Origin of the sequence: Actinomadura sp. RB99, from assembly GCF_014706005.1 — a bacterium.
GTDB lineage: Bacteria > Actinomycetota > Actinomycetes > Streptosporangiales > Streptosporangiaceae > Spirillospora.
Genome location: NZ_JABMCA010000003.1, coordinates 35,961 through 53,920, shown reverse-complemented (window position 1 = coordinate 53,920; position 17,960 = coordinate 35,961). Strand labels below are relative to the sequence as shown.

At 74.4% G+C, this 17,960-nt stretch carries 15 protein-coding genes and 1 tRNA gene; 9 read left to right on the top strand and 7 right to left on the bottom strand.

All coding sequences use genetic code 11. The features are described 5' to 3' along the window. Together amrb99_RS03835 and amrb99_RS03830 are read left to right on the top strand one after the other, a co-directional pair. Complete coding sequence (locus tag amrb99_RS03835; protein ID WP_190852290.1) at positions 1-927, top strand: ABC transporter substrate-binding protein; 927 nt, start codon at positions 1-3, stop codon at positions 925-927. Between the two features lie 68 nt (positions 928-995). Then, positions 996-1,658 carry an isochorismatase family cysteine hydrolase gene (locus tag amrb99_RS03830; protein WP_190852288.1) on the top strand — a complete coding sequence of 221 codons (663 nt, stop codon included), beginning with the start codon at positions 996-998 and terminating at the stop codon, positions 1,656-1,658. Between the two features lie 13 nt (positions 1,659-1,671). Here the strand turns inward: amrb99_RS03830 and amrb99_RS03825 are convergent, their stop codons facing one another. Beyond that, positions 1,672-2,469, bottom strand: coding sequence for a class I SAM-dependent methyltransferase (locus amrb99_RS03825; RefSeq protein WP_190852286.1), 798 nt, complete (start codon positions 2,467-2,469; stop codon positions 1,672-1,674). Between the two features lie 162 nt (positions 2,470-2,631). On the opposite strand from amrb99_RS03825, the gene amrb99_RS03820 reads away from it, so the two are divergent. Beyond that, positions 2,632-3,948: a prolyl oligopeptidase family serine peptidase gene (locus amrb99_RS03820; RefSeq protein WP_190852284.1), complete on the top strand. Its 1,317-nt coding sequence runs from the start codon at positions 2,632-2,634 to the stop codon at positions 3,946-3,948. 19 nt (positions 3,949-3,967) lie between these two features. Here the strand turns inward: amrb99_RS03820 and amrb99_RS03815 are convergent, their stop codons facing one another. The 3 genes from amrb99_RS03815 to amrb99_RS03805 form a co-directional block, all read right to left on the bottom strand. Then, positions 3,968-4,279 carry a hypothetical protein gene (locus tag amrb99_RS03815; RefSeq protein WP_190852282.1) on the bottom strand — a complete coding sequence of 104 codons (312 nt, stop codon included), beginning with the start codon at positions 4,277-4,279 and terminating at the stop codon, positions 3,968-3,970. Positions 4,280-4,524: 245 nt separating this feature from the next. Next, positions 4,525-4,597: transfer RNA gene (locus amrb99_RS03810), tRNA-Leu, on the bottom strand. 284 nt (positions 4,598-4,881) lie between these two features. Beyond that, complete coding sequence (locus amrb99_RS03805; protein ID WP_190852280.1) at positions 4,882-5,379, bottom strand: FBP domain-containing protein; 498 nt, start codon at positions 5,377-5,379, stop codon at positions 4,882-4,884. 240 nt (positions 5,380-5,619) lie between these two features. Between amrb99_RS03805 and amrb99_RS03800 the strand changes: the two genes are divergently transcribed. Further along, positions 5,620-7,788: an FUSC family protein gene (locus amrb99_RS03800; RefSeq protein ID WP_190852278.1), complete on the top strand. Its 2,169-nt coding sequence runs from the start codon at positions 5,620-5,622 to the stop codon at positions 7,786-7,788. 33 nt (positions 7,789-7,821) lie between these two features. On the opposite strand, the gene amrb99_RS03795 is transcribed toward amrb99_RS03800, so the two are convergent. Then, complete coding sequence (locus amrb99_RS03795; protein WP_190852276.1) at positions 7,822-8,583, bottom strand: IclR family transcriptional regulator; 762 nt, start codon at positions 8,581-8,583, stop codon at positions 7,822-7,824. Between the two features lie 92 nt (positions 8,584-8,675). Here amrb99_RS03795 and hutH point away from each other — a divergent pair, with 92 nt between their 5' ends. Genes hutH through hutI form a run of 5 tightly spaced genes read left to right on the top strand, consistent with a single transcriptional unit; the run spans position 8,676 to position 15,624 of the window. Beyond that, positions 8,676-10,220, top strand: coding sequence for a histidine ammonia-lyase (hutH, locus tag amrb99_RS03790; RefSeq protein WP_190852264.1), 1,545 nt, complete (start codon positions 8,676-8,678; stop codon positions 10,218-10,220). 11 nt (positions 10,221-10,231) lie between these two features. After that, positions 10,232-11,890 (top strand): urocanate hydratase, encoded by a 1,659-nt coding sequence (gene hutU, locus amrb99_RS03785; protein WP_190852262.1) that lies wholly within the window; start codon positions 10,232-10,234, stop codon positions 11,888-11,890. After that, positions 11,890-13,086 carry an allantoate amidohydrolase gene (locus amrb99_RS03780; protein ID WP_190852260.1) on the top strand — a complete coding sequence of 399 codons (1,197 nt, stop codon included), beginning with the start codon at positions 11,890-11,892 and terminating at the stop codon, positions 13,084-13,086. Before hutU ends, amrb99_RS03780 begins: the two co-directional genes overlap by 1 nt. A 10-nt stretch (positions 13,087-13,096) precedes the next feature. Continuing rightward, positions 13,097-14,452, top strand: coding sequence for a formimidoylglutamate deiminase (locus amrb99_RS49835; RefSeq protein WP_206699780.1), 1,356 nt, complete (start codon positions 13,097-13,099; stop codon positions 14,450-14,452). Beyond that, positions 14,449-15,624 (top strand): imidazolonepropionase, encoded by a 1,176-nt coding sequence (hutI, locus tag amrb99_RS49830; RefSeq protein ID WP_206699779.1) that lies wholly within the window; start codon positions 14,449-14,451, stop codon positions 15,622-15,624. The genes amrb99_RS49835 and hutI overlap by 4 nt, the downstream gene beginning before the upstream one ends. A 27-nt stretch (positions 15,625-15,651) precedes the next feature. Here the strand turns inward: hutI and amrb99_RS03770 are convergent, their stop codons facing one another. Together amrb99_RS03770 and sppA are read right to left on the bottom strand one after the other, a co-directional pair. Further along, positions 15,652-16,149, bottom strand: a complete 498-nt coding sequence (locus amrb99_RS03770) for a flavin reductase (protein WP_190852258.1) — start codon at positions 16,147-16,149, stop codon at positions 15,652-15,654. A gap of 53 nt (positions 16,150-16,202) precedes the next feature. Continuing rightward, entirely contained in the window at positions 16,203-17,906 is a 1,704-nt protein-coding gene (gene sppA / locus amrb99_RS03765; protein ID WP_190852255.1) for a signal peptide peptidase SppA, read from the bottom strand. Between the last annotated feature and the right edge of the window lie 54 nt (positions 17,907-17,960).

The window sequence follows — 17,960 nt, the reverse complement described above, 5'->3', positions numbered from 1 at the left end:
ATGAAGCACATCATCCGTGGCGCGGCCGTCGGCCTCGTGGCCGCTTTGACGCTGTCGGCCTGCGGCGGCGGGGGCGGCGGCGACGACAAGAACCCGCTGTCCGGCGGCGGCGCCGCCAAGGGCACCATCACCGTCGGCGGCGCCAACTTCCCCGAGTCCAACCTGATCGGCGAGCTGTACGCGCAGGCGCTGGAGGCCAAGGGCCTCAAGGTGACCCGCAAGTTCAACATCGGCGCCCGCGAGATCTACTACGACCAGGTCGTCAAGGGCGGCATCGGCGTGATGCCCGAGTACAACGGCGCGCTGCTGACCACCTCGGTCGACAAGACCAGCACCGCGTCCACGACCGACGAGGTCAACGCCGCCCTCAAGGCGAAGCTGCCCTCCTCGGTGGAGGTCCTGACCTCGGCGCAGGCGGAGGACAAGGACTCGGTCACGGTCAACCCGCAGACCGCGTCCAAGTACCACCTGAAGAGCATCGCCGACCTCAAGCCGGTCGCGAACCAGCTCACGATCGGCGGCCCGTCGGAGTTCAAGACCCGCCAGCAGGGCCTCGTCGGCCTGAAGAAGGTGTACGGCCTGGACTTCAAGAAGTTCCAGCCGTTCGACGCGGGCGCCCAGGCCACCCTGGTCAAGCTGCTCGCCGACGACAAGATCCAGGCCGCGGACCTGTTCACCACCGACCCGACCATCGTGCAGAAGAAGCTCGTCGTGCTGGAGGACCCGCAGCACGTCTTCAGCGCGCAGAACGTGACGCCGCTGGTCAACAAGTCCGCGGTGAACGCGCAGGCCACGGCGGCGCTCAACGCCGTCTCCGTCAAGCTCACCACCCAGGACCTGCTGGACATGATGAAGCGGATCGCGATCGACAAGGACGACCAGGAGAAGGTCGCCAAGGACTGGCTGACCAAGAACGGCCTCGCCTGACCCGCCCCCGCGAAGCCCGCCGCGCACCGCGCGGCGGGCTTCCGCCTTCCTCAGGAGCGGAGGAACCGGTGCACGACTGGCGGATCGACCCGCGCGAGTACGCGCGCCACGAGGCCCGGCGCGGTCGCCGGTTCGCGTTCGACCGGCTCGCGCCGTCCCGCACGGCGCTCGTGGTGATCGACATGGTGCCCTTCTTCGTGTCCGGCAACCGGTACGCGCGCAGCATCGTGCCGAACATCGGCGCACTGGCCGGCGCCCTGCGCCCGGCGGGCGGCACGGTCGCGTGGGTCCTGCCCGGGGCCCCCGAGCGGACTCCGGTCGCCGAGGAGTTCTACGGCCCCGCCACGGCCGAGCTCTACCGCACCAGCGGCGGGACCGGCCCGCTGCCCGGCCGCCTCTGGCCGGACCTCGACGCCCGCCCGTCCGACCTGTTCGTCGAGAAGACGGCGCCCAGCGCCTTCTTCCCCGGCCGGTGCCCCCTGCCGGACCTCCTGGAAGGCCGGGGCGCCGACACCGTCCTGATCACCGGCACCGTCACCAACGTGTGCTGCGAGTCCTCCGCGCGCGACGCGTCCGCCCTCGGCCTCCGCGTGATCATGGTCGCGGACGCGAACGCGGCGCGCCGCGACGCGGAGCACAACGCCACGCTGAACACCGTCTACCGCTCCTTCGGCGACGTCCGCCCCACCTCCGACGTCCTCGCCCTGATCAACGCGCCGCCCGCGCCGTAGCGGTCCGCGCGGGTCAGCGGCGACGGCCCACGGTGAGGACGGCGGACCAGTGCCGGGTGACCCGCCCGTCGGGCCGGGCCGCGAGCCGGCGGCGTATCTCGCCGTAGAGGTGCCGTCGTTTGGCGGGCTCCATGGCGATGTGACCGGAGAAGGTGTCGAGCAGCGCGATGTACTCGTCCGCCCTATAGCGGCGGGCCCAGACGTGAAGCCGCGTCCCGACGGCCGTGAAGTGCCCGGACGCCTCGAACTCGGCGGCGGCGGGGTCCCGGCGGGCCTCGGGCGGTGGCGGCGGCCAGGAAGCGCCGTCGCCTTCGCCGAGCTCGTCGTAGACCCGCTGGATCTCGGTGAAGAAGGGGTCGAATCCCGTGGGGAAGGCGTGCTCGGCGTTCCAGACGGCCAGGCGGCCGCCCGGGGCGAGGAGGGAAGCGGCCTTGGCGTACTTGACGTCCGGATCCACCCATTTCCAGGCGGTGGCCGCGTAGACGAGATCGACGTGGACGCCGCTCGGCGGCTCCCACCGCTCGAACGGCGCCGTGATCACCGAGACGTCGGCGAAGCCCGCGAGCCGCCGGCGCGCCTCGGCCGCCAGAGCGGCGCCGAGTTCCACCGCGGTGATCCGGAACCCCATGCGTGCCAGCGGCAGCGTGGCCTTTCCCGGGCCGCAGCCGACTTCGAGCAGGTGCGCGGGCGGCTCGATCCCCGTGAGCGCGACCAGGTCGGAGTACAGCCCGGCCGGGTAGTCGGGGCGCGCGGCCTGATAGTGGGCGGCGGCTTTGTCGAAGGTCGTCCGCAGCGAGCGGTCGTCGGCCATCGCTCCATTTTGTCACCGGGTGCGCAAAGGACGGGGGCCACGGTGTCGTTCTCATGAGCAGCGCCGGCGGGGCGCGCGTCCCTACTCTCGGGCCATGACGGCCGGGAACCGGACCCGGCGGTACGCGGCGGCGACCGGGGGACGCCCGCAGGAAGGACGGCCATGCGCCCGCATCCCCTCATCGCCCGTCGGACCCCGACCCTCTTCCGCGCCCGGAACCTGGCCGCCGCGGCGGCGCTGACCTGCACCGCGCTCGCGGTGCCCGCGGTCGCGGCTCCGCCGGCCGCGCGGGCGGACGCCCTGCCTCCCGACCGCATCACGATCACCATCGGCGGCGCGCCCGCCTACCGGCTCGACGGCGGCCTGCTCTCCGGCGGGATCGCCGTCCTCGACGCCACACCCGACTACAACACGACCAAGGTCCAGGGGCAGGGGACGCTGCGCGGGGCGAAGGGCGGGAAGGCCACCGTCCGGTTCGCGCTGTCGCGTTCGCTCGCCGGCCTGTCCGGGACGTTCGATCTCCAGGACCCGGCCGCCGGGGTGCAGGTCTCCGCGAACATCGCCGGCGGGGTGCAGGCCCCGTCGGACGGGACCGTGACCTGGCAGGGGCGGGGAACGGTGCGGACCGGCGGCCGCTCGTCCACCCGGACGGTCGGCTTCACCGTCCAAGACCGCCATCCCGACCCGGGCGACCACGCGATCCACCTCCTCCACGCGGGGCAGCGGCGGGTGGCGATCCTCCGGCTGCCCGACGGCTACGACGGCCGGCCCCTCCCGGCCCTGTTCCACTTCCCGGGCCTGTTCGAGACGCCGCTGTTCGCCGAGTTCTTCGGCCGGATGGCCGACTACGCCCGGACCCGGGGCTTCATCATGATCACGCCCGAGCACCACGGCACGGGCTGGCAGGGCGTCGCCGGCGGCCAGCCGGGGCGGGACGTCGACGACCCCGGCTTCGTGTCCGCGCTCCAGGACGTCCTCGTCCGGCGCTTCCACGCCGATCCGCGCCGCCTCTACGCCTCCGGCATGAGCAACGGCGGATTCTTCACCAGCAAGCTGGCCTGCGAGAACAAGCGGTTCGCCGCCTTCGCCCCGGTCTCCGGCCAGCTCCAGGACCAGGCCGCCTGCCACCCGGGGCGCGCCGTCCCCGTTCTGATGATCCACGGTGACGCCGACCCGATCGTCCCGTATGCGACCGCGACGGCCGCGGCCCCCTTCTGGGCTCGCAACAACGGCTGCGGGACCACCACGACCGACACCGACCTGCCCGACACGCACCCGTCCGACGGCACCACCGTCACCGAGCACGCCTACAACGGCTGCCCGGCCGCCGCGCCGGTGATCCTCTACCAGGTCAAGGGCGGCGGCCATAACTGGCCCGGCGGTACGCCCTACCTCGGGCCGCTGCTCGGCGGCACCACCCAGGACATCGACGCCAATGCCGTCATCTGGAACTTCGTGTCCCGCTTCCGGCTCGGCTGACCGCCGGAGAGGAACGCCGTCACCTTGATCTTGGAGCGGTGGTCCCGGCCGGCGTTACCGACCACAGCCAGGGACTGGAGGTGTCGATATCGCCGAGATAGCGCTTCAGCGGCGCTGAAAGCGCAGGCATGTCGGTCTGGAAATACACTTTCATGCCCATGTCGCGGGCATACCGCCAGACCGGCGCCGAATTCACGCCGGCGCGTGGTCGGCGAATTGCCGGAACTGCGCTCCGATCCGCCGCTCCGACCGCGTCGGTGCTCAGCCCGTAGCCGGTGTTCAGCCCGTAGCCGGTGCTCTTCGCGATGCCGCAGCCGGAATGCCTGGTCACGGACGTCGGGCGCCGTACCGAGAAGCGAGCGGACGAGGCGCACGGCCAGGGCGGCGCCGCCGTCGGCTCCGCCTCCGATGCGGGTCTCGGGAGCCTGCGTCCCGCCAGGGCACCGGCTCGGCGGCGAGCGCCAGGCGCCTGCGTTCCGTGCCGGTTCCGGCCTTCAGCCCCAGCGCGCCGTCCACCGCCGCCAGCCGGCTCGCGGCGGTCGTCGGACGACCACCGCGGAACGCGGCGATCCCAGGTGCCTCCGGTCGGACTCGAACCGACACCTCAACTCTTTTAAGGAGTTCGCCTCTACCGTTGGGCTACGGAGGCGGGCGCCGGCCGCACCGGCCGTCGTGCGCCCGCGCCGCGTTCCGGTGACCGGCCGCGGCCGCGTCTCGTGACCATTCCAATGCCCACCGTGGCCACGGCGCGGCTTTCCGTGGATTCCGCGATCGAGCATGGAATCATCTTGCCCTAGAAGTTCGCCCGACTTCAGCGGATATCCCGCCGAGGCCGGAAAAGGCCGACCGATGGGGCGGCCGGTCGCCGAATGGCGATAATGCCCGGCTCCCCGCCCCCGGCCGGCGCCCCGCGGTCCTGGCGGGGAGTGCCGGTCAGGCGGCCACCTTGTCGAGGAAGGCGTGCAGGTTGGCCCGCGTTCGGGCGACCTTCTCCTCCAGGGTCAGCGACTCGTCGAGGTCCCCGCCGACCGCGGCCTGCTTCTTCCCGCGCACGTAGAGCGAGCAGGCGAGGTCCGTGCAGAGGTAGCGGCCGACGGTGTTGCCCTGGCGCCCCGCCTCGCCGGTCCGCCGCGCGGTCATCAGGGCGACGCCGCCGCCGGTCCGCGTGGTGAGGCAGACCGAGCACAGGCTGCGCGCGGTGAAGCCGCGGGACGTGCCGGACGTGCCGCGCAGCGCGATCCCGACGAGGCGGCCGTCGCGGTCGGCGACCAGGTAGGCGCGCTCGGGCGCCCCGGGATCTCGCCAGCCGAGGAAGTCCAGGTCGTCCCAGGGGAGGTCCGCGAAGTCCTTGGGCAGGCCGAGCCGCTTGGCCTCGCCCTTGGAGCAGTTGACGAAGGACGTGCGGATGTCGCGTTCGGTCAGGGGTCTCATGCCCGCGACGGTAGTCTGCCTAGACCTATTAGGCAAATTCTTAATCTTCCTAGGTGCGAGGGCATGCGCCCGGGGCGGTTATGATCGATAGATAGTGAGCGTGGCTAAGGATTCTTCGGGGAGGAACGCGAACTGCTGCCGGACAACGGACGGACGGGCGTCAGGGGCCTGCAGCGGCGGCTGGAGAGGTGGGCGCTGGCGAGCGATCTCGGGCTGGCGCGCCTCCAGGCCGCGCGGCGGATGCTGGTCGGCCTCCCGGCCGGGATGGCGGCGGGGTACGGCGTCGCGGGCGCCCTCGGCGAACCGGCGTTCCTCGGGCTGATGCTCGGCGCGCTGCCGGCGATGCTGACCTCGCTGCTGATCGCCGACAACGGCACGGGACGGGCGACGGCCCGCGCGGCGGCCGTGTACGCGCCGTTCGTCGCCGCCCTCTACCTGAGCATGACGCTGCACCCGCACCGGTTCCTGGGCCTGGCGGCGCTGGTCCCGGTCCTGTTCGCGCAGTTCTACGCGGCGCGCTTCGCGCCGTGGGGCAACGACGCGGGCGCCGTCCTGTTCGCCGGGTACCTGAGCGGGCTGCTGCTGCCGATGCCGCTGACCGAGTTCGGGCCGATGGCCGCGATCGCCGCCGCGGGCCTGGCGGCGTCGATCGCCGCCCGGCTCGCGCTGTGCCGCCCCGCCCCCGCCAAGGCGCTGGCGCGGATCCAGCGGGCCTTCCTCGCGTGCGCCGCCGACGTGACCGGCGCCGCCGCCGACCTCCTGGACGCCGGGGCGGACCGCGAGCGCGCGCTGCGCCGGCTCCGCCGCCGGCAGTCCCGGCTGAACGAGTCCGCACTGGTCGCCGACGGCCTGCTCGCCCAGCCCGGCACCACCGGGGAGGCCGAGCGCCTGCACCGGCTCCTGTTCGAGACCGAGCTGGCGGTGCAGGCCGTCGGCCGCGCGGTCAGGGAACTGGACGCCCTGGACCCGCCCGCCGGCCTGCGCGCCCGCGTCACCTCGGCGCTCCGCTCCTACTCCGCCGGCGGCACCGGGACTGAGTTCGACGAGCGCGCGGCCCGCGACCTGGTCGGATGGCTGGACCGGCGGCGCGCCGGCGGCCCGCCCGCCGACGTCGGGACCTCCTCGCTCGTCCACCATCTGGCCGTGCTGCTGACCGACCTGTCCCGGACGTCCCGGAAATGGGTGGACGCCGGGCGGGCCGCGCCGGACCGGGGCGACGGGGCGCCGTTCCAGTCGCCGGTCGTGCTGAGCGCCGGGCAGGCCGTCCTCGGGTCCGGGCCGGTCGCGGAGCGGCTCCTCGCCTCGGACGGCCCCGGCGGCGCGTGGCGGCGGCTCCGGGTCTCCCCGCACCTGCGGACCGCCCTGCAGGTGGCGGTGGCGATCTCGATCGCGGTGCCGATCGGCGACCTGATCAGCGGCCGGCGCTTCTACTGGGCCGCGATCGGCGTCATGATCATCTTCACCGGCACGAACACCACCTACGAGCGCGTCCGCAAGACCTGGCAGCGCGCGCTCGGCACCGTCGCGGGCGGCGCGCTCGGCGTCGCGTCGTTCGAGCTGCTCGGCGCCGCGCACCCGTGGATCAGCCTGCTGCTGGTCGTCGCCGGGCTGACCGCCGGCGCGTACTTGATCGCCTCGCACTACACCTGGTGGGTCATCGGGCTGGTCGTCGCGCTCGTCCAGCTCTACGCGTTCACGACGGACTTCCACACCTCGCTGATCCTGCTGCGCCTCGCGGAGAACATGGTCGGCGCCCTCACGGCCGTGCTGGTCGGGCTGGTCCTGCTGCCCGTCGGCACCCGCAGGATGATCGACGAAGCGGTCCGCGGGCACCTGTCGGCCGTGCGCGACCTGATCGCCGACGCCGGCGCGCAGCCGCGCGAGCCCGGGGACGTCCGGCTGAGCAGCGCGTCCCGCGCCGTCGACCAGGCCCTGTTCCGGCTGAACGCGATCCTGCGGCCGATCGTCCGCCGCCCGACCGGCGGATCCGGCCACGTGGACGCCGAGACGCTGATGGCGCTGACCACCGTCACCGGCTACGTCCGGGAGATCGCCGCCGCCTCGCCCGCCGTCCCGGCGGAGGCCGAGCGGATCCTGCACGCGGTCACCGCCCGGATGGCGCTCTCCCTGGACGCGCTGATCGGCGCGTTCGCGGGCGAGACCGGCGGGGTATGGCGCCGCTCGGGCGAGGCCGTCGACCGCCTCGACCAGGCCCTCGTCCACGACCTGGACGCCGTCGCGCTGCGGCACCGCCTCCAGTTCCTCGCCCTCGCCGACGACGCGCTCGCCACGCTCGCCGAGCGCCGGGGCATGCGGGTCATGGGCATGGAGTACGCGAAGGTGGCGCCCGAACGCCGCCTCCAGCTCGCCTCCCTCCGCTCCCGCCGCCGCCTCGCCGGCACCTGCTGAGCCCCTGCCGGTCCGCGCCCTTCGACGACTGGGTCAGGAGGGCGGGCGGCCGGTGAGGCGGCCGGTCAGGGCGGCGGCGGCCGCCCGGACGGGGGCGGCGAGGTCGGGCCAGGTCTCGGGCGGGTGGCGGTCGCGGCGGAACGTGAGCGCCACGGCGGCGGTGGGGTGCCCCGTGTGGTCGAACGCGCAGGCCGCGATGCTGGCGAAGCCCTCGGTGATGTAGCCGTCCTCGGACGACCAGCCGCGCCGCGCGTCCTCGGCGAGGACGCGGCGCAGCTCGCGCAGGGACGCCGGGCCGCGCCCGGTGCGGTTCACGAAGCGGCCGGGGAACAGGGCCCTGACCTGCGCGGGCGGCAGGTGCGCGAGCAGCGACAGGCCGCTCGCGGTGAGCTGGGCGGGCATCCGCACGCCGACGTCGGTGACGAGCGTCGCGTGCCGGGGCGGCTGCTCCTTCAGCAGGTAGAGGGTCTCCGCGCCGTGCAGGACGCCGAGCTGGGCGATCTCCCCGACGCCGTCGACGAGGCGGCGCAGCAGCGGCCGGGCGAGGCGTTCGAGCGGCTCGTGGCGCAGATAGGCGGAGCCGATCTCGAAGGCGGCGACGCCGAGGCCCCAGCGGCGCTCCTCGGGGATGGCGGTGACGAAGCCGTCCTCGGCCATCGCGGTGAGCAGGTGGTAGGTGCTGGAGCGGGGCAGGTCCAGGGCGCGGGCGATCGCGGAGGCGGGCAGCGGGCCCGGCGCGGCGGCCAGCAGGCGCAGCACCGCCAGCGCGCGGCGGGCGGCCGGGACCTGGCTCATCCCCGAATTGTCTCGTATCCGAGACAGATCTGCCCGTCCGGGGCCGCCCCGGCCCGCACCGGGCGGGTGGAATCGTGGGTATGGGTTTCGTCATGGGAGACACGAGTGTTCGGGTCGGTCCGGATCCGCTGTCGTTCGAGCAGGTCGTGGCGGTGGCGCGGGACGGCGCGGCGGTCTCGCTGACGGACGAGGCGCTGACGCTGATCGGGGAGTCGCGGGCGCACATCGAGGAGCTGTCGGCGCGCCCGCTGCCGGTCTACGGGGTCTCGACGGGGTTCGGGGCGCTCGCGACCCGGCACATCCCGCCGGAGATGCGGGCGCAGCTGCAGCTCAACATCGTCCGTTCGCACGCCGCCGGGTCGGGCGCCGAGGTCGAGCGGGAGGTCGTCCGGGCGCTGATGCTGCTGCGCCTGCGCACCCTCGCGACCGGCCGGACGGGCGTGCAGCCCGTGACCGCGCGGACGCTGGCCGAGCTGCTGAACGCCGGGATCACGCCGCAGGTGTTCGAGCACGGGAGCCTCGGCTGCTCGGGCGACCTCGCGCCGCTCGCACACGTCGCGCTGGCGCTGATCGGCGAGGGGCAGGTCCGGGACGCGGACGGCGAGCTGAAGCCCGCCGCCGAGGCGCTGGCGGAGAAGGGCATCACGCCGGTCAAGCTCGGCGCCAAGGAGGGCCTCGCCCTGCTGAACGGGACGGACGGCATGCTCGGCATGCTCGTCCTCGCCATCCGCGACCTGCACGGGCTGCTGACCGCCGCCGACGTCGCCGCCGCGATGTCGGTCGAGGCGCTGCTCGGCACCGACCGGGTGTTCGCCGCCGACCTGCAGGCGCTGCGGCCGCATCCGGGGCAGGGCGCCTCCGCCGCGAACCTGCGGGCCCTGCTGGACGCCTCCGAGATCATGGAGTCGCACCGCGGCCCCGACTGCACCCGCGTGCAGGACGCCTACTCGCTGCGCTGCTCGCCGCAGGTCAACGGCGCCGCCCGCGACACCCTCGCGCACGCCGAGCTGGTCGCCGGGCGGGAGCTGGCGTCCGCCGTCGACAACCCCGTGGTGCTGCCGGACGGCCGGGTCGAGTCGAACGGCAACTTCCACGGCGCGCCGATCGCCTACGTGCTGGACTTCCTCGCCATCCCCACCGCGGACGTCGCGTCGATGTCCGAGCGGCGCACCGACCGGATGCTCGACAAGGGCCGCTCGTCCGGGCTGCCCGCGTTCCTCGCCGACGACCCCGGCGTCGACTCCGGCCACATGATCGCCCAGTACACGCAGGCCGCGATCGTCTCGGAGCTGAAGCGGCTCGCCGCCCCCGCGTCCGCCGACTCGATCCCGAGCTCGGCGATGCAGGAGGACCACGTGTCCATGGGCTGGAACTCCGCCCGCAAGCTGCGCCGCGCCGTCGACGGCCTGGCGCAGGTGATCGCGATCGAGATCCTCACCGCCGCGCGGGCGCTGGACCTGCGCAGCCCGCTGCGTCCGGGACCCGCGACCGCCGCCGTCGTCGCGAAGCTGCGGGAGGCCGTCCCGCCGCCCGGCCCGGACCGCTACCTCGCGCCCGAGATCGCCGCCGCGGCCGCCATGGTCCGGGACGGCTCGCTCGTCGCCGCCGCCGAATCCGTCACCGGCCCCCTCTCCTAAGGAGCCCGCACATGTCCGGTCCCCGTCCCGTCCGCGCGCCGCGCGGCACGAAGCTCACCGCCGCGAAGGGCTGGCCGCAGGAGGCCGCCCTCCGGATGATCCAGAACAACCTCGACCCGGAGGTGGCCGAGCACCCGGACGAGCTCGTCGTCTACGGCGGGTCGGGGCGGGCGGCCCGCAGCTGGGACGCCTTCGACGGCATCGTGCGGTCGCTCGCCGACCTGGAGGGCGACGAGACGCTGCTCGTCCAGTCGGGCAAGCCGGTCGGGATCTTCCGGACGCACGAGTGGGCGCCGCGCGTGCTGATCGCCAACTCCAACCTCGTGCCGCAGTGGGCGACCTGGGAGGAGTTCCGCCGGCTGGAGTCGCTCGGGCTGACGATGTTCGGGCAGATGACCGCCGGGTCGTGGATCTACATCGGCACCCAGGGCATCCTCCAGGGCACCTACGAGACGTTCGCGGCCGTCGCCGAGAAGCGGTTCGACGGGACGCTCGCCGGGACGATCACGCTGACCGCCGGGCTCGGCGGGATGGGCGGCGCGCAGCCGCTCGCCGTCACGATGAACGGCGGCGTCGCGATCTGCGTCGAGTGCGACCCGTCCCGCATCGAGCGGCGCGTCGAGCACCGGTACTGCGACGTGAAGGCCGACTCGCTCGACGACGCGCTGCGCCTCGCCGAGGAGGCGAGGGCGGCCCGCCGGCCGCTGTCGATCGCGGTGCTCGGCAACGCCGCCGACATCGTCCCCGAGCTGCTGCGGCGCGGCGCGCCGATCGACATCGTCACCGACCAGACCAGCGCGCACGACCCGCTGATGTACCTGCCGAGCGGTGTCGCCTTCGACGACATGGCCGCCGAGCGCGGCAAGGACCCCGACGGGTTCATCGCCAAGGCCCGCGCGTCGATGGCGGCGCACGTCGAGGCGATGGTCGGGTTCCAGGACGCGGGCGCCGAGGTGTTCGACTACGGCAACTCGATCCGCGGCGAGGCGCAGCTCGCCGGCTACGCGCGCGCGTTCGAGTTCCCCGGGTTCGTCCCCGCCTACATCCGGCCGCTGTTCTGCGAGGGCAAGGGACCGTTCCGGTGGGCGGCGCTGTCCGGCGACCCGAAGGACATCGCCCGCACCGACAAGGCGATCCTCGACCTGTTCCCCGACAACGAGCCGCTGACCCGGTGGATCCGGATGGCGGGGGAGAAGGTTCACTTCCAGGGCCTGCCGTCGCGGATCTGCTGGCTCGGCTACGGCGAGCGCGACAGGGCCGGCGAGGTCTTCAACGACCTCGTCGCGCGCGGCGAGATCAGCGCGCCGATCGTGCTCGGCCGCGACCACCTCGACTGCGGCTCGGTCGCCAGCCCCTACCGGGAGACCGAGGGCATGAAGGACGGCTCGGACGCCATCGCCGACTGGCCGCTGCTGAACGCGCTGCTCAACACCTCGTCCGGCGCGACGTGGGTGTCCATCCACCACGGCGGCGGCGTCGGCATCGGCCGGTCCATCCACGCCGGGCAGGTCTGCGTCGCCGACGGGACGGCCCTCGCGGGCGAGAAGCTCCAGCGCGTCCTGACCAACGACCCCGGCACCGGCGTCATGCGGCACGTCGACGCCGGCTACGACCGCGCCGCCGAGGTCGCCGCCGAGCGCGGCGTCCGCATCCCGATGCAGCAGGGCTGATGAGCTTCGAGGAGATGTGGGCCGAGCTGCTGCCCATCGGGCGCGACGCGGCCACCGGCGGGTATCACCGGTTCGCGTGGACGCCGCCGGAGCTGGAGTGCCGCGCCTGGTTCGCCGGCGAGGCGCGCCGCCGCGGGATGCCGCTGGAGCACGACCGCAACGGAAACATGATCGCCTGGTGGTACCCCGAGGACGGCACGCGCGACGGGGCCGTGCTCACCGGCAGCCATCTCGACTCGGTGCCCGGCGGCGGCGCGTTCGACGGGCCGCTCGGGATCGTGTCCGCGTTCGCCGCCGTCGACCTGCTGCGCGAGCGCGGCGCGGCCCCGCGCAGGCCCATCGGGATCGCGGCGTTCGCCGAGGAGGAGGGCGCCCGGTTCGGCGTCGCCTGCCTCGGGTCGCGGCTGCTGGCCGGCGCGATCGACCCCGCGCGGGCGCGGTCCCTCACCGACGCCGGCGGCCGCACGTTCGCCGAGGTGCTGCACGGCGCCGGGCTCGACCCGGAGGCGATCGGACCCGACGACCTCCTCGGACGCGTCGCCTGCTACGTCGAGCTGCACGTCGAGCAGGGCCGGGCGCTCACCGGGCCGGTCGGGGTCGCCAGCTCGATCGTCCCGCACGGGCGGTGGCGGTTCGGGTTCGCGGGCGAGGGCAACCACGCCGGGACGACCGCGCTCGCCGACCGCCGCGACCCGATGATCCCGTTCGCCGGGATGGTCCTCGCCGCCCGGGACGCCGCCGAGCGCAACGGGACCGTGGCGACGGTCGGGAAGGCCCGGATCGTCCCGGGCGGGGTGAACGCGATCGCGTCGTCCGTCACCGCCTGGCTCGACGCGCGCGGGCCCGCCGACGCCGCCGTGCGGAAGACCGTGGAGGAGGTCGGCGCGGCGGCGCGCGAGGCCGCCCGCCCCCACGGGGTGACGGTGGAGCTCGCGGAGGAGTCCTACACCGAGATCGTCGACTTCAACCTGGCCCTGCGCGACCGGGTGGTCAGGACGCTGGGCGGCGCGCCCGTCCTGCCGACCGGCGCCGGGCACGACGCGGGCGTCCTGTCGGCCCGACTGCCCACCGCGATGCTGTTCGTCCGCAACCCCACCGGCGTGTCGCACGCGCCCGCCGAGCACGCCGAGACCGCCGACTGCCTCGCCGGAGTCGAGGCCCTCGCCGCGGTACTGGACGACCTGGCCCGCGGGTAGGGAACCCGATATGCAATGGCATGCCCAGTTCGCCTGGCTCGGAGACGGGGTGGCGGCGGACGTCCTGATCGAGGCCGACGGCGAACGGATCACGAGCCTGACGCGCGGCGTCCCGGCGCCGCCGCGCGCCCAGCACCTGCCCGGCCTGACCCTGCCGGGCCTCGCGAACGCGCACTCGCACGCGTTCCACCGCGCGCTCCGCTCCCGCGTCCAGACCAACAGGGGGACGTTCTGGACGTGGCGCGAGCAGATGTACCAGGTCGCCGACCGCCTCGACCCCGACTCCTACCGGGCGCTCGCCCGGGCCGTGTACGCCGAGATGGCGCTCGCCGGGATCAGCTGCGTCGGCGAGTTCCACTACCTGCACCACCGCCCCGGCGGCGCCCCCTACGACGCGCCGAACGCGATGGGCGAGGCGCTGATCGCGGCCGCCGCCGACGCGGGCATCCGGATCACGCTGCTGGACACCTGCTACCTCACCGGCGGCATCGGGCAGCCCCTCAAGGGCCCGCAACTGCGGTTCGGCGACGGCACCGCCGGGAACTGGGCCCGCCGCGTCGACACCCTCTACGAGCAGACCGACAAGGCGGGCCGGCTGCACGCCCGCGTGGGCGCCGCGATCCACTCGGTCCGCGCCGTCCCGCGCGAGCAGGTGCGGGCCGTCGCGTCCTGGGCGAAGGAGCACCGGGCGCCGCTGCACGTCCACCTGTCCGAGCAGCCCGCCGAGAACACCGCGTGCCTCGACGCCTACGGCGTGACGCCCGCGCGCCTCCTCGCCGAGGCGGGCGCCCTCGGCCCGCTCAGCACCGCCGTCCACGCCACCCACCTCACCGGCGACGACATCGGCCTGCTCGGCGCCACCACGACCGGCGTGTGCATGTGCCCGACCACCGAACGCGACCTCGCCGACGGCATCGGCCCCGCCCGCGGCCTCGCCGACGCCGGGGCTCCGATCTGCCTCGGCTCCGACCAGCACGCCGTCGTCGACCTGTTCGAGGAGGCCCGCGCCGTCGAGCTCGACGAGCGGCTCCGCACCCGCGTCCGCGGCCACTGGACCGCCGGCGAGCTGCTCGCCGCCGCCACGTCCAACGGCCACTACGCGCTCGGCTGGCCCGAGGCCGGCCGCCTCGAACCCGGTGCCTACGCCGACCTCGTCACCGTCGCGCTCGACTCCGTCCGCACCGCGGGCGCCGGTCCCGCGCACGCCGCCGAGGCCGCCGTCTTCGCCGCCACCGCCGCCGACGTCCGCCACGTCGTCGTGTCCGGCCGCCAGATCGTGCACGACGGCCGCCACCTGCTGGTCGACGACGTGCCCGGCGCGCTGGCCGCCGCCGTCGAGTCCGCCACCCGCGAGGAGCCCGGTTGAGCACCGCCATCATCGACATCGGGGAACTGGTCACCAACGACCCCGGCCGGGGCGACGGGCCGCTCGGCATCGTCCGGGACGCCGCGCTGGTGATCGAGGACGGTGCCGTCGCCTGGACCGGCCCCGCATCCGGCGTCCCCGCCGCCGACGAGGTCTTCGACGCCGCCGGGCGCGCCGTCCTCCCCGGCTTCGTGGACTCCCACGCCCACCTCGTCTTCGCCGGCGAGCGCGCCGAGGAGTTCGCCGCCCGGATGAGCGGGCGCCCCTACGCCGCCGGAGGCATCCGCACCACCGTCGAACGCACCCGCGCCGCGTCCGACGACGCCCTGCGCGCCAACCTCCGCCGCCTGGTCGGCGAGATGGCCCGGCAGGGGACGACCACCGTCGAGTGCAAGTCCGGCTACGGCCTCACGGTCGACCAGGAGGAGCGCGCCGTCCGCATCGCCGCGGAGATCGCCGACGAGGTCACCTACTTGGGCGCCCACGTCGTCCCGTCCGAGTACCGCGACGACGCCGCCGCCTACACGCGGCTGGCCGCGACCGACATGCTCGCCGCCTGCGCGCCGCATGCCCGCTGGGTGGACGTGTTCTGCGAGCGGGGCGCGTTCGACGCCGACCAGGCCCGCGAGGTCCTGCGGGCCGGGATCAAGGCCGGGCTCATGCCCCGGCTGCACGCCAACCAGCTCGGCGAGGGGCCGGGCGTGCGCCTCGCCGTCGAGCTCGACGCCGCGTCCGCCGACCACTGCACCTTCCTCGGCGACGCCGACGTGGACGCGCTCGCCTCGTCCCGCACCGTCGCGACCCTGCTTCCCGGCGTCGAGTTCTCCACCCGCCAGCCCTACCCGGACGCCCGCCGCCTCCTGGACGCCGGCGCCACCGTCGCCCTCGCCACCGACTGCAACCCCGGCTCCTGCTACAGCTCCAGCATGGCCTTCTGTATCGCCGTGGCCGTCCGCGACATGCACATGACCCCGGCCGAAGCCGTCTGGTCCGCCACGGCGGGCGGCGCCCGCGCCCTTCGGCGCACCGACGTCGGCCATCTGGCCGTCGGCGCGCGCGCGGACGTCCACGTGCTGGACGCGCCGTCGTACATCCACCTCGCCTACCGTCCCGGCGTGCCCCAGACCCACGCCGTCTGGAAGCGGGGCCGCCGGGTGGACGCCCACGGGTGACCGGCCGGTGCCCGCCTCGCGGCGGCGTCAGGACAGGGCGAGGTAGCGGCGGTTGACCCTGATGAGGGGCTGCCGGTCACGGGCGATGTAGTCCGTGGCGAGGACCTCGGCGGCGAACAGCATGTGGTCACCGGCCTCGACGCACTGGCGCGTCTCGCATTCGAGAGCCGTGAGGCCCGATTCGAGGACGAGGGCGCCGGAGTGCTCGCCGCGATGGTGCGGCTCACTGGCGAGCAGCAGGCGGGCGCTCGGACGCCCCTCGGCGGCGAAGCGCCCCGCGAGCGCGCGCTGGCCCGCACCGAGGACCGTCGCGGCCCACCGCTCGGTGCGGGCCAGCACCTCCGCCAGGTACGACGAGGACGCCACGCCGGCCAGCACCATCGGCGGTTCCAGCGACACCGACATGAACGAGGTCACCGTCGTGCCGAGGTCGTCGCGGCCGTCCCGGACGGTCAGCACGACGACCCCCGTGGCGAACCCCGCGACCGCCTCGACGAACGCCTGTTCACCCCGACCAACCGACACCCGACCCGCCTCCCCGACCAACCGACACCCGACCGACCTCCCGGCCTCCCGTGTCAGCGGATCTCCCAGGAGCCGGGCAGGGTCAGCGGGCCGGCGGACGGGAGGCCGAGGCGGGCCGCGAGGCCGCCGAGCGAGCCCCAGCCGTCGAACCGGGCGGACGCGGCGGTGCGGTCCTCGCTGGACTCCGGCGGGCGCAGCCGCTCCAGCGGCGAGGCGTGCGGGTAGGAGCGGACGGGCGCGTCGGCGGGCAGCCCGGCCTTCTTGCGGGCCAGGTCGAGGGCGCCGTCGAGGCCGCCCAGCTCGTCGACCAGGCCGTGGTCGCGGGCGTCGGCGCCGGTCCAGACCCGGCCGCGGGCCAGCTCGTGGACGCGCTCGCGGGACAGCCCGCGGCCCTCGGCGACCTTCGCGGTGAAGTCCTCGTAGATCGTGTCGAGGGACGCGTTGATCCGCTCCCACTCGGAGTCGCTGAAGTCCTTGGTGGCGCTGAACATGCGGGCGTGCTCGCCGTCGGCGACCGAGCCGAGGCCGATGCCGACGCGCTCCAGCAGGTCGTTCACGACGGCCTTGCCGACGACGACGCCGATCGAGCCGGTGATGGTGCCGGGCTGCGCGACGATCGTGTCGGCGGCCATCGAGACGTAGTAGCCGCCGGACGCGGCGACGTTCCCCATCGAGACGACCACCGGCTTGCCGGCGCGGCGGGCGAGGACGACCTCGCGCCAGATCGCGTCGGACGCGACGGCGGACCCGCCGGGGCTGTTGACGCGGAACACGATCGCCTTGACCCGGTCGTCCTTGACGGCGGCGCGGAACGCGGCGCCGACGGTGTCGGAGCCCATCGCGGGGCCGGAGTTCGGCAGCGGGCCGCCGCGGCCGGAGCGGCCGAGCCGGATCGGGCCCTGCCCGTTGATCAGCGCGACGACGTCCTGGCGGCCCGGCTGCGGGATGCGGCGCGCGAGGCCGTGCGTGCGGTTGTAGCGGGAGACGTAGCGGAGCTGCGCGTCGGCGCCGACCTCCTTGCGCAGGAAGGCGTAGACCTCGTCGCGGTAGCCGAGGTGGTCGACGAGGCCCTCCTCCAGCGCCTCGCCGGCGAGCAGCGGCCCGCGGTCGGTGAGGTCGCGGACCTTGTCCTCGGGCAGGTCCCGGGCGGCGGCGATGCCCGCCGTGATCTGCTCGCCGAGGGACGTGACGAGCCGCCGCGACGACTCCTCGTGCTCGGGCGTGTACGCCTTCTCCATGAAGGTGTTCGCCATGGTCTTGTACTCGTAGCGCTTGGCGAACCGGGGCCGCACGCCCGCCTTCTCCAGCGCGCCCGCGAAGAACGGCTCCTCCAGCGCCACGCCGGTCAGCCCGACCTCCCCGGTCGGCTGCAGGTACACCTTGTCGAACCCGGTCGCGAGGTAGAACGGGACGGTGCCGTGGCCGCCCTCGCCGAACGTCTCGGCCCAGGCGACGGTGAGCTTGCCGGCCTCCCGCAGCGCCCCGACGGCCTCGCGCAGCTCCTGGGCGAGCGCCAGCCCGACCCCGCCGGTCACCTTCACCACCAGCGCCTTCACCCGGTGGTCGGACCGGGCGCGGCGCAGCCCGTCGAGCACGTCGCGCAGGTTCGTCCGGCGCATGGACATGATCGCCGAGATCGGGTCCGCGGGCGCGGTCTCCACGATCCCCTCGGTGAGGTCCAGCTCCAGGATCAGCGGTGCCGTCCGCCGGTCCCGGGCCTGCTTGATGACGTTGACGACGGTTCCGGGATCCACCATGGCCCCAGCCTATGCGTTCGCTCCCGGGCGGCCGGTCCGCCCCGGGTCCCGCGC

What these genes read in the sequence shown, in the direction of transcription:
- amrb99_RS03835 (WP_190852290.1), top strand. Translation starts at nt 1, where the DNA reads ATGAAGCACATCATCCGTGGCGCGGCCGTCGGCCTCGTGGCCGCTTTG.
- amrb99_RS03825 (WP_190852286.1), bottom strand. Translation starts at nt 2,469, where the DNA reads ATGGCCGACGACCGCTCGCTGCGGACGACCTTCGACAAAGCCGCCGCC.
- amrb99_RS03820 (WP_190852284.1), top strand. Translation starts at nt 2,632, where the DNA reads ATGCGCCCGCATCCCCTCATCGCCCGTCGGACCCCGACCCTCTTCCGC.
- amrb99_RS03805 (WP_190852280.1), bottom strand. Translation starts at nt 5,379, where the DNA reads ATGAGACCCCTGACCGAACGCGACATCCGCACGTCCTTCGTCAACTGC.
- amrb99_RS03800 (WP_190852278.1), top strand. Translation starts at nt 5,620, where the DNA reads ATGCTGGTCGGCCTCCCGGCCGGGATGGCGGCGGGGTACGGCGTCGCG.
- amrb99_RS03795 (WP_190852276.1), bottom strand. Translation starts at nt 8,583, where the DNA reads ATGAGCCAGGTCCCGGCCGCCCGCCGCGCGCTGGCGGTGCTGCGCCTG.
- hutH (WP_190852264.1), top strand. Translation starts at nt 8,676, where the DNA reads ATGGGAGACACGAGTGTTCGGGTCGGTCCGGATCCGCTGTCGTTCGAG.
- hutU (WP_190852262.1), top strand. Translation starts at nt 10,232, where the DNA reads ATGTCCGGTCCCCGTCCCGTCCGCGCGCCGCGCGGCACGAAGCTCACC.
- amrb99_RS03780 (WP_190852260.1), top strand. Translation starts at nt 11,890, where the DNA reads ATGAGCTTCGAGGAGATGTGGGCCGAGCTGCTGCCCATCGGGCGCGAC.
- amrb99_RS49835 (WP_206699780.1), top strand. Translation starts at nt 13,097, where the DNA reads ATGCAATGGCATGCCCAGTTCGCCTGGCTCGGAGACGGGGTGGCGGCG.
- sppA (WP_190852255.1), bottom strand. Translation starts at nt 17,906, where the DNA reads ATGGTGGATCCCGGAACCGTCGTCAACGTCATCAAGCAGGCCCGGGAC.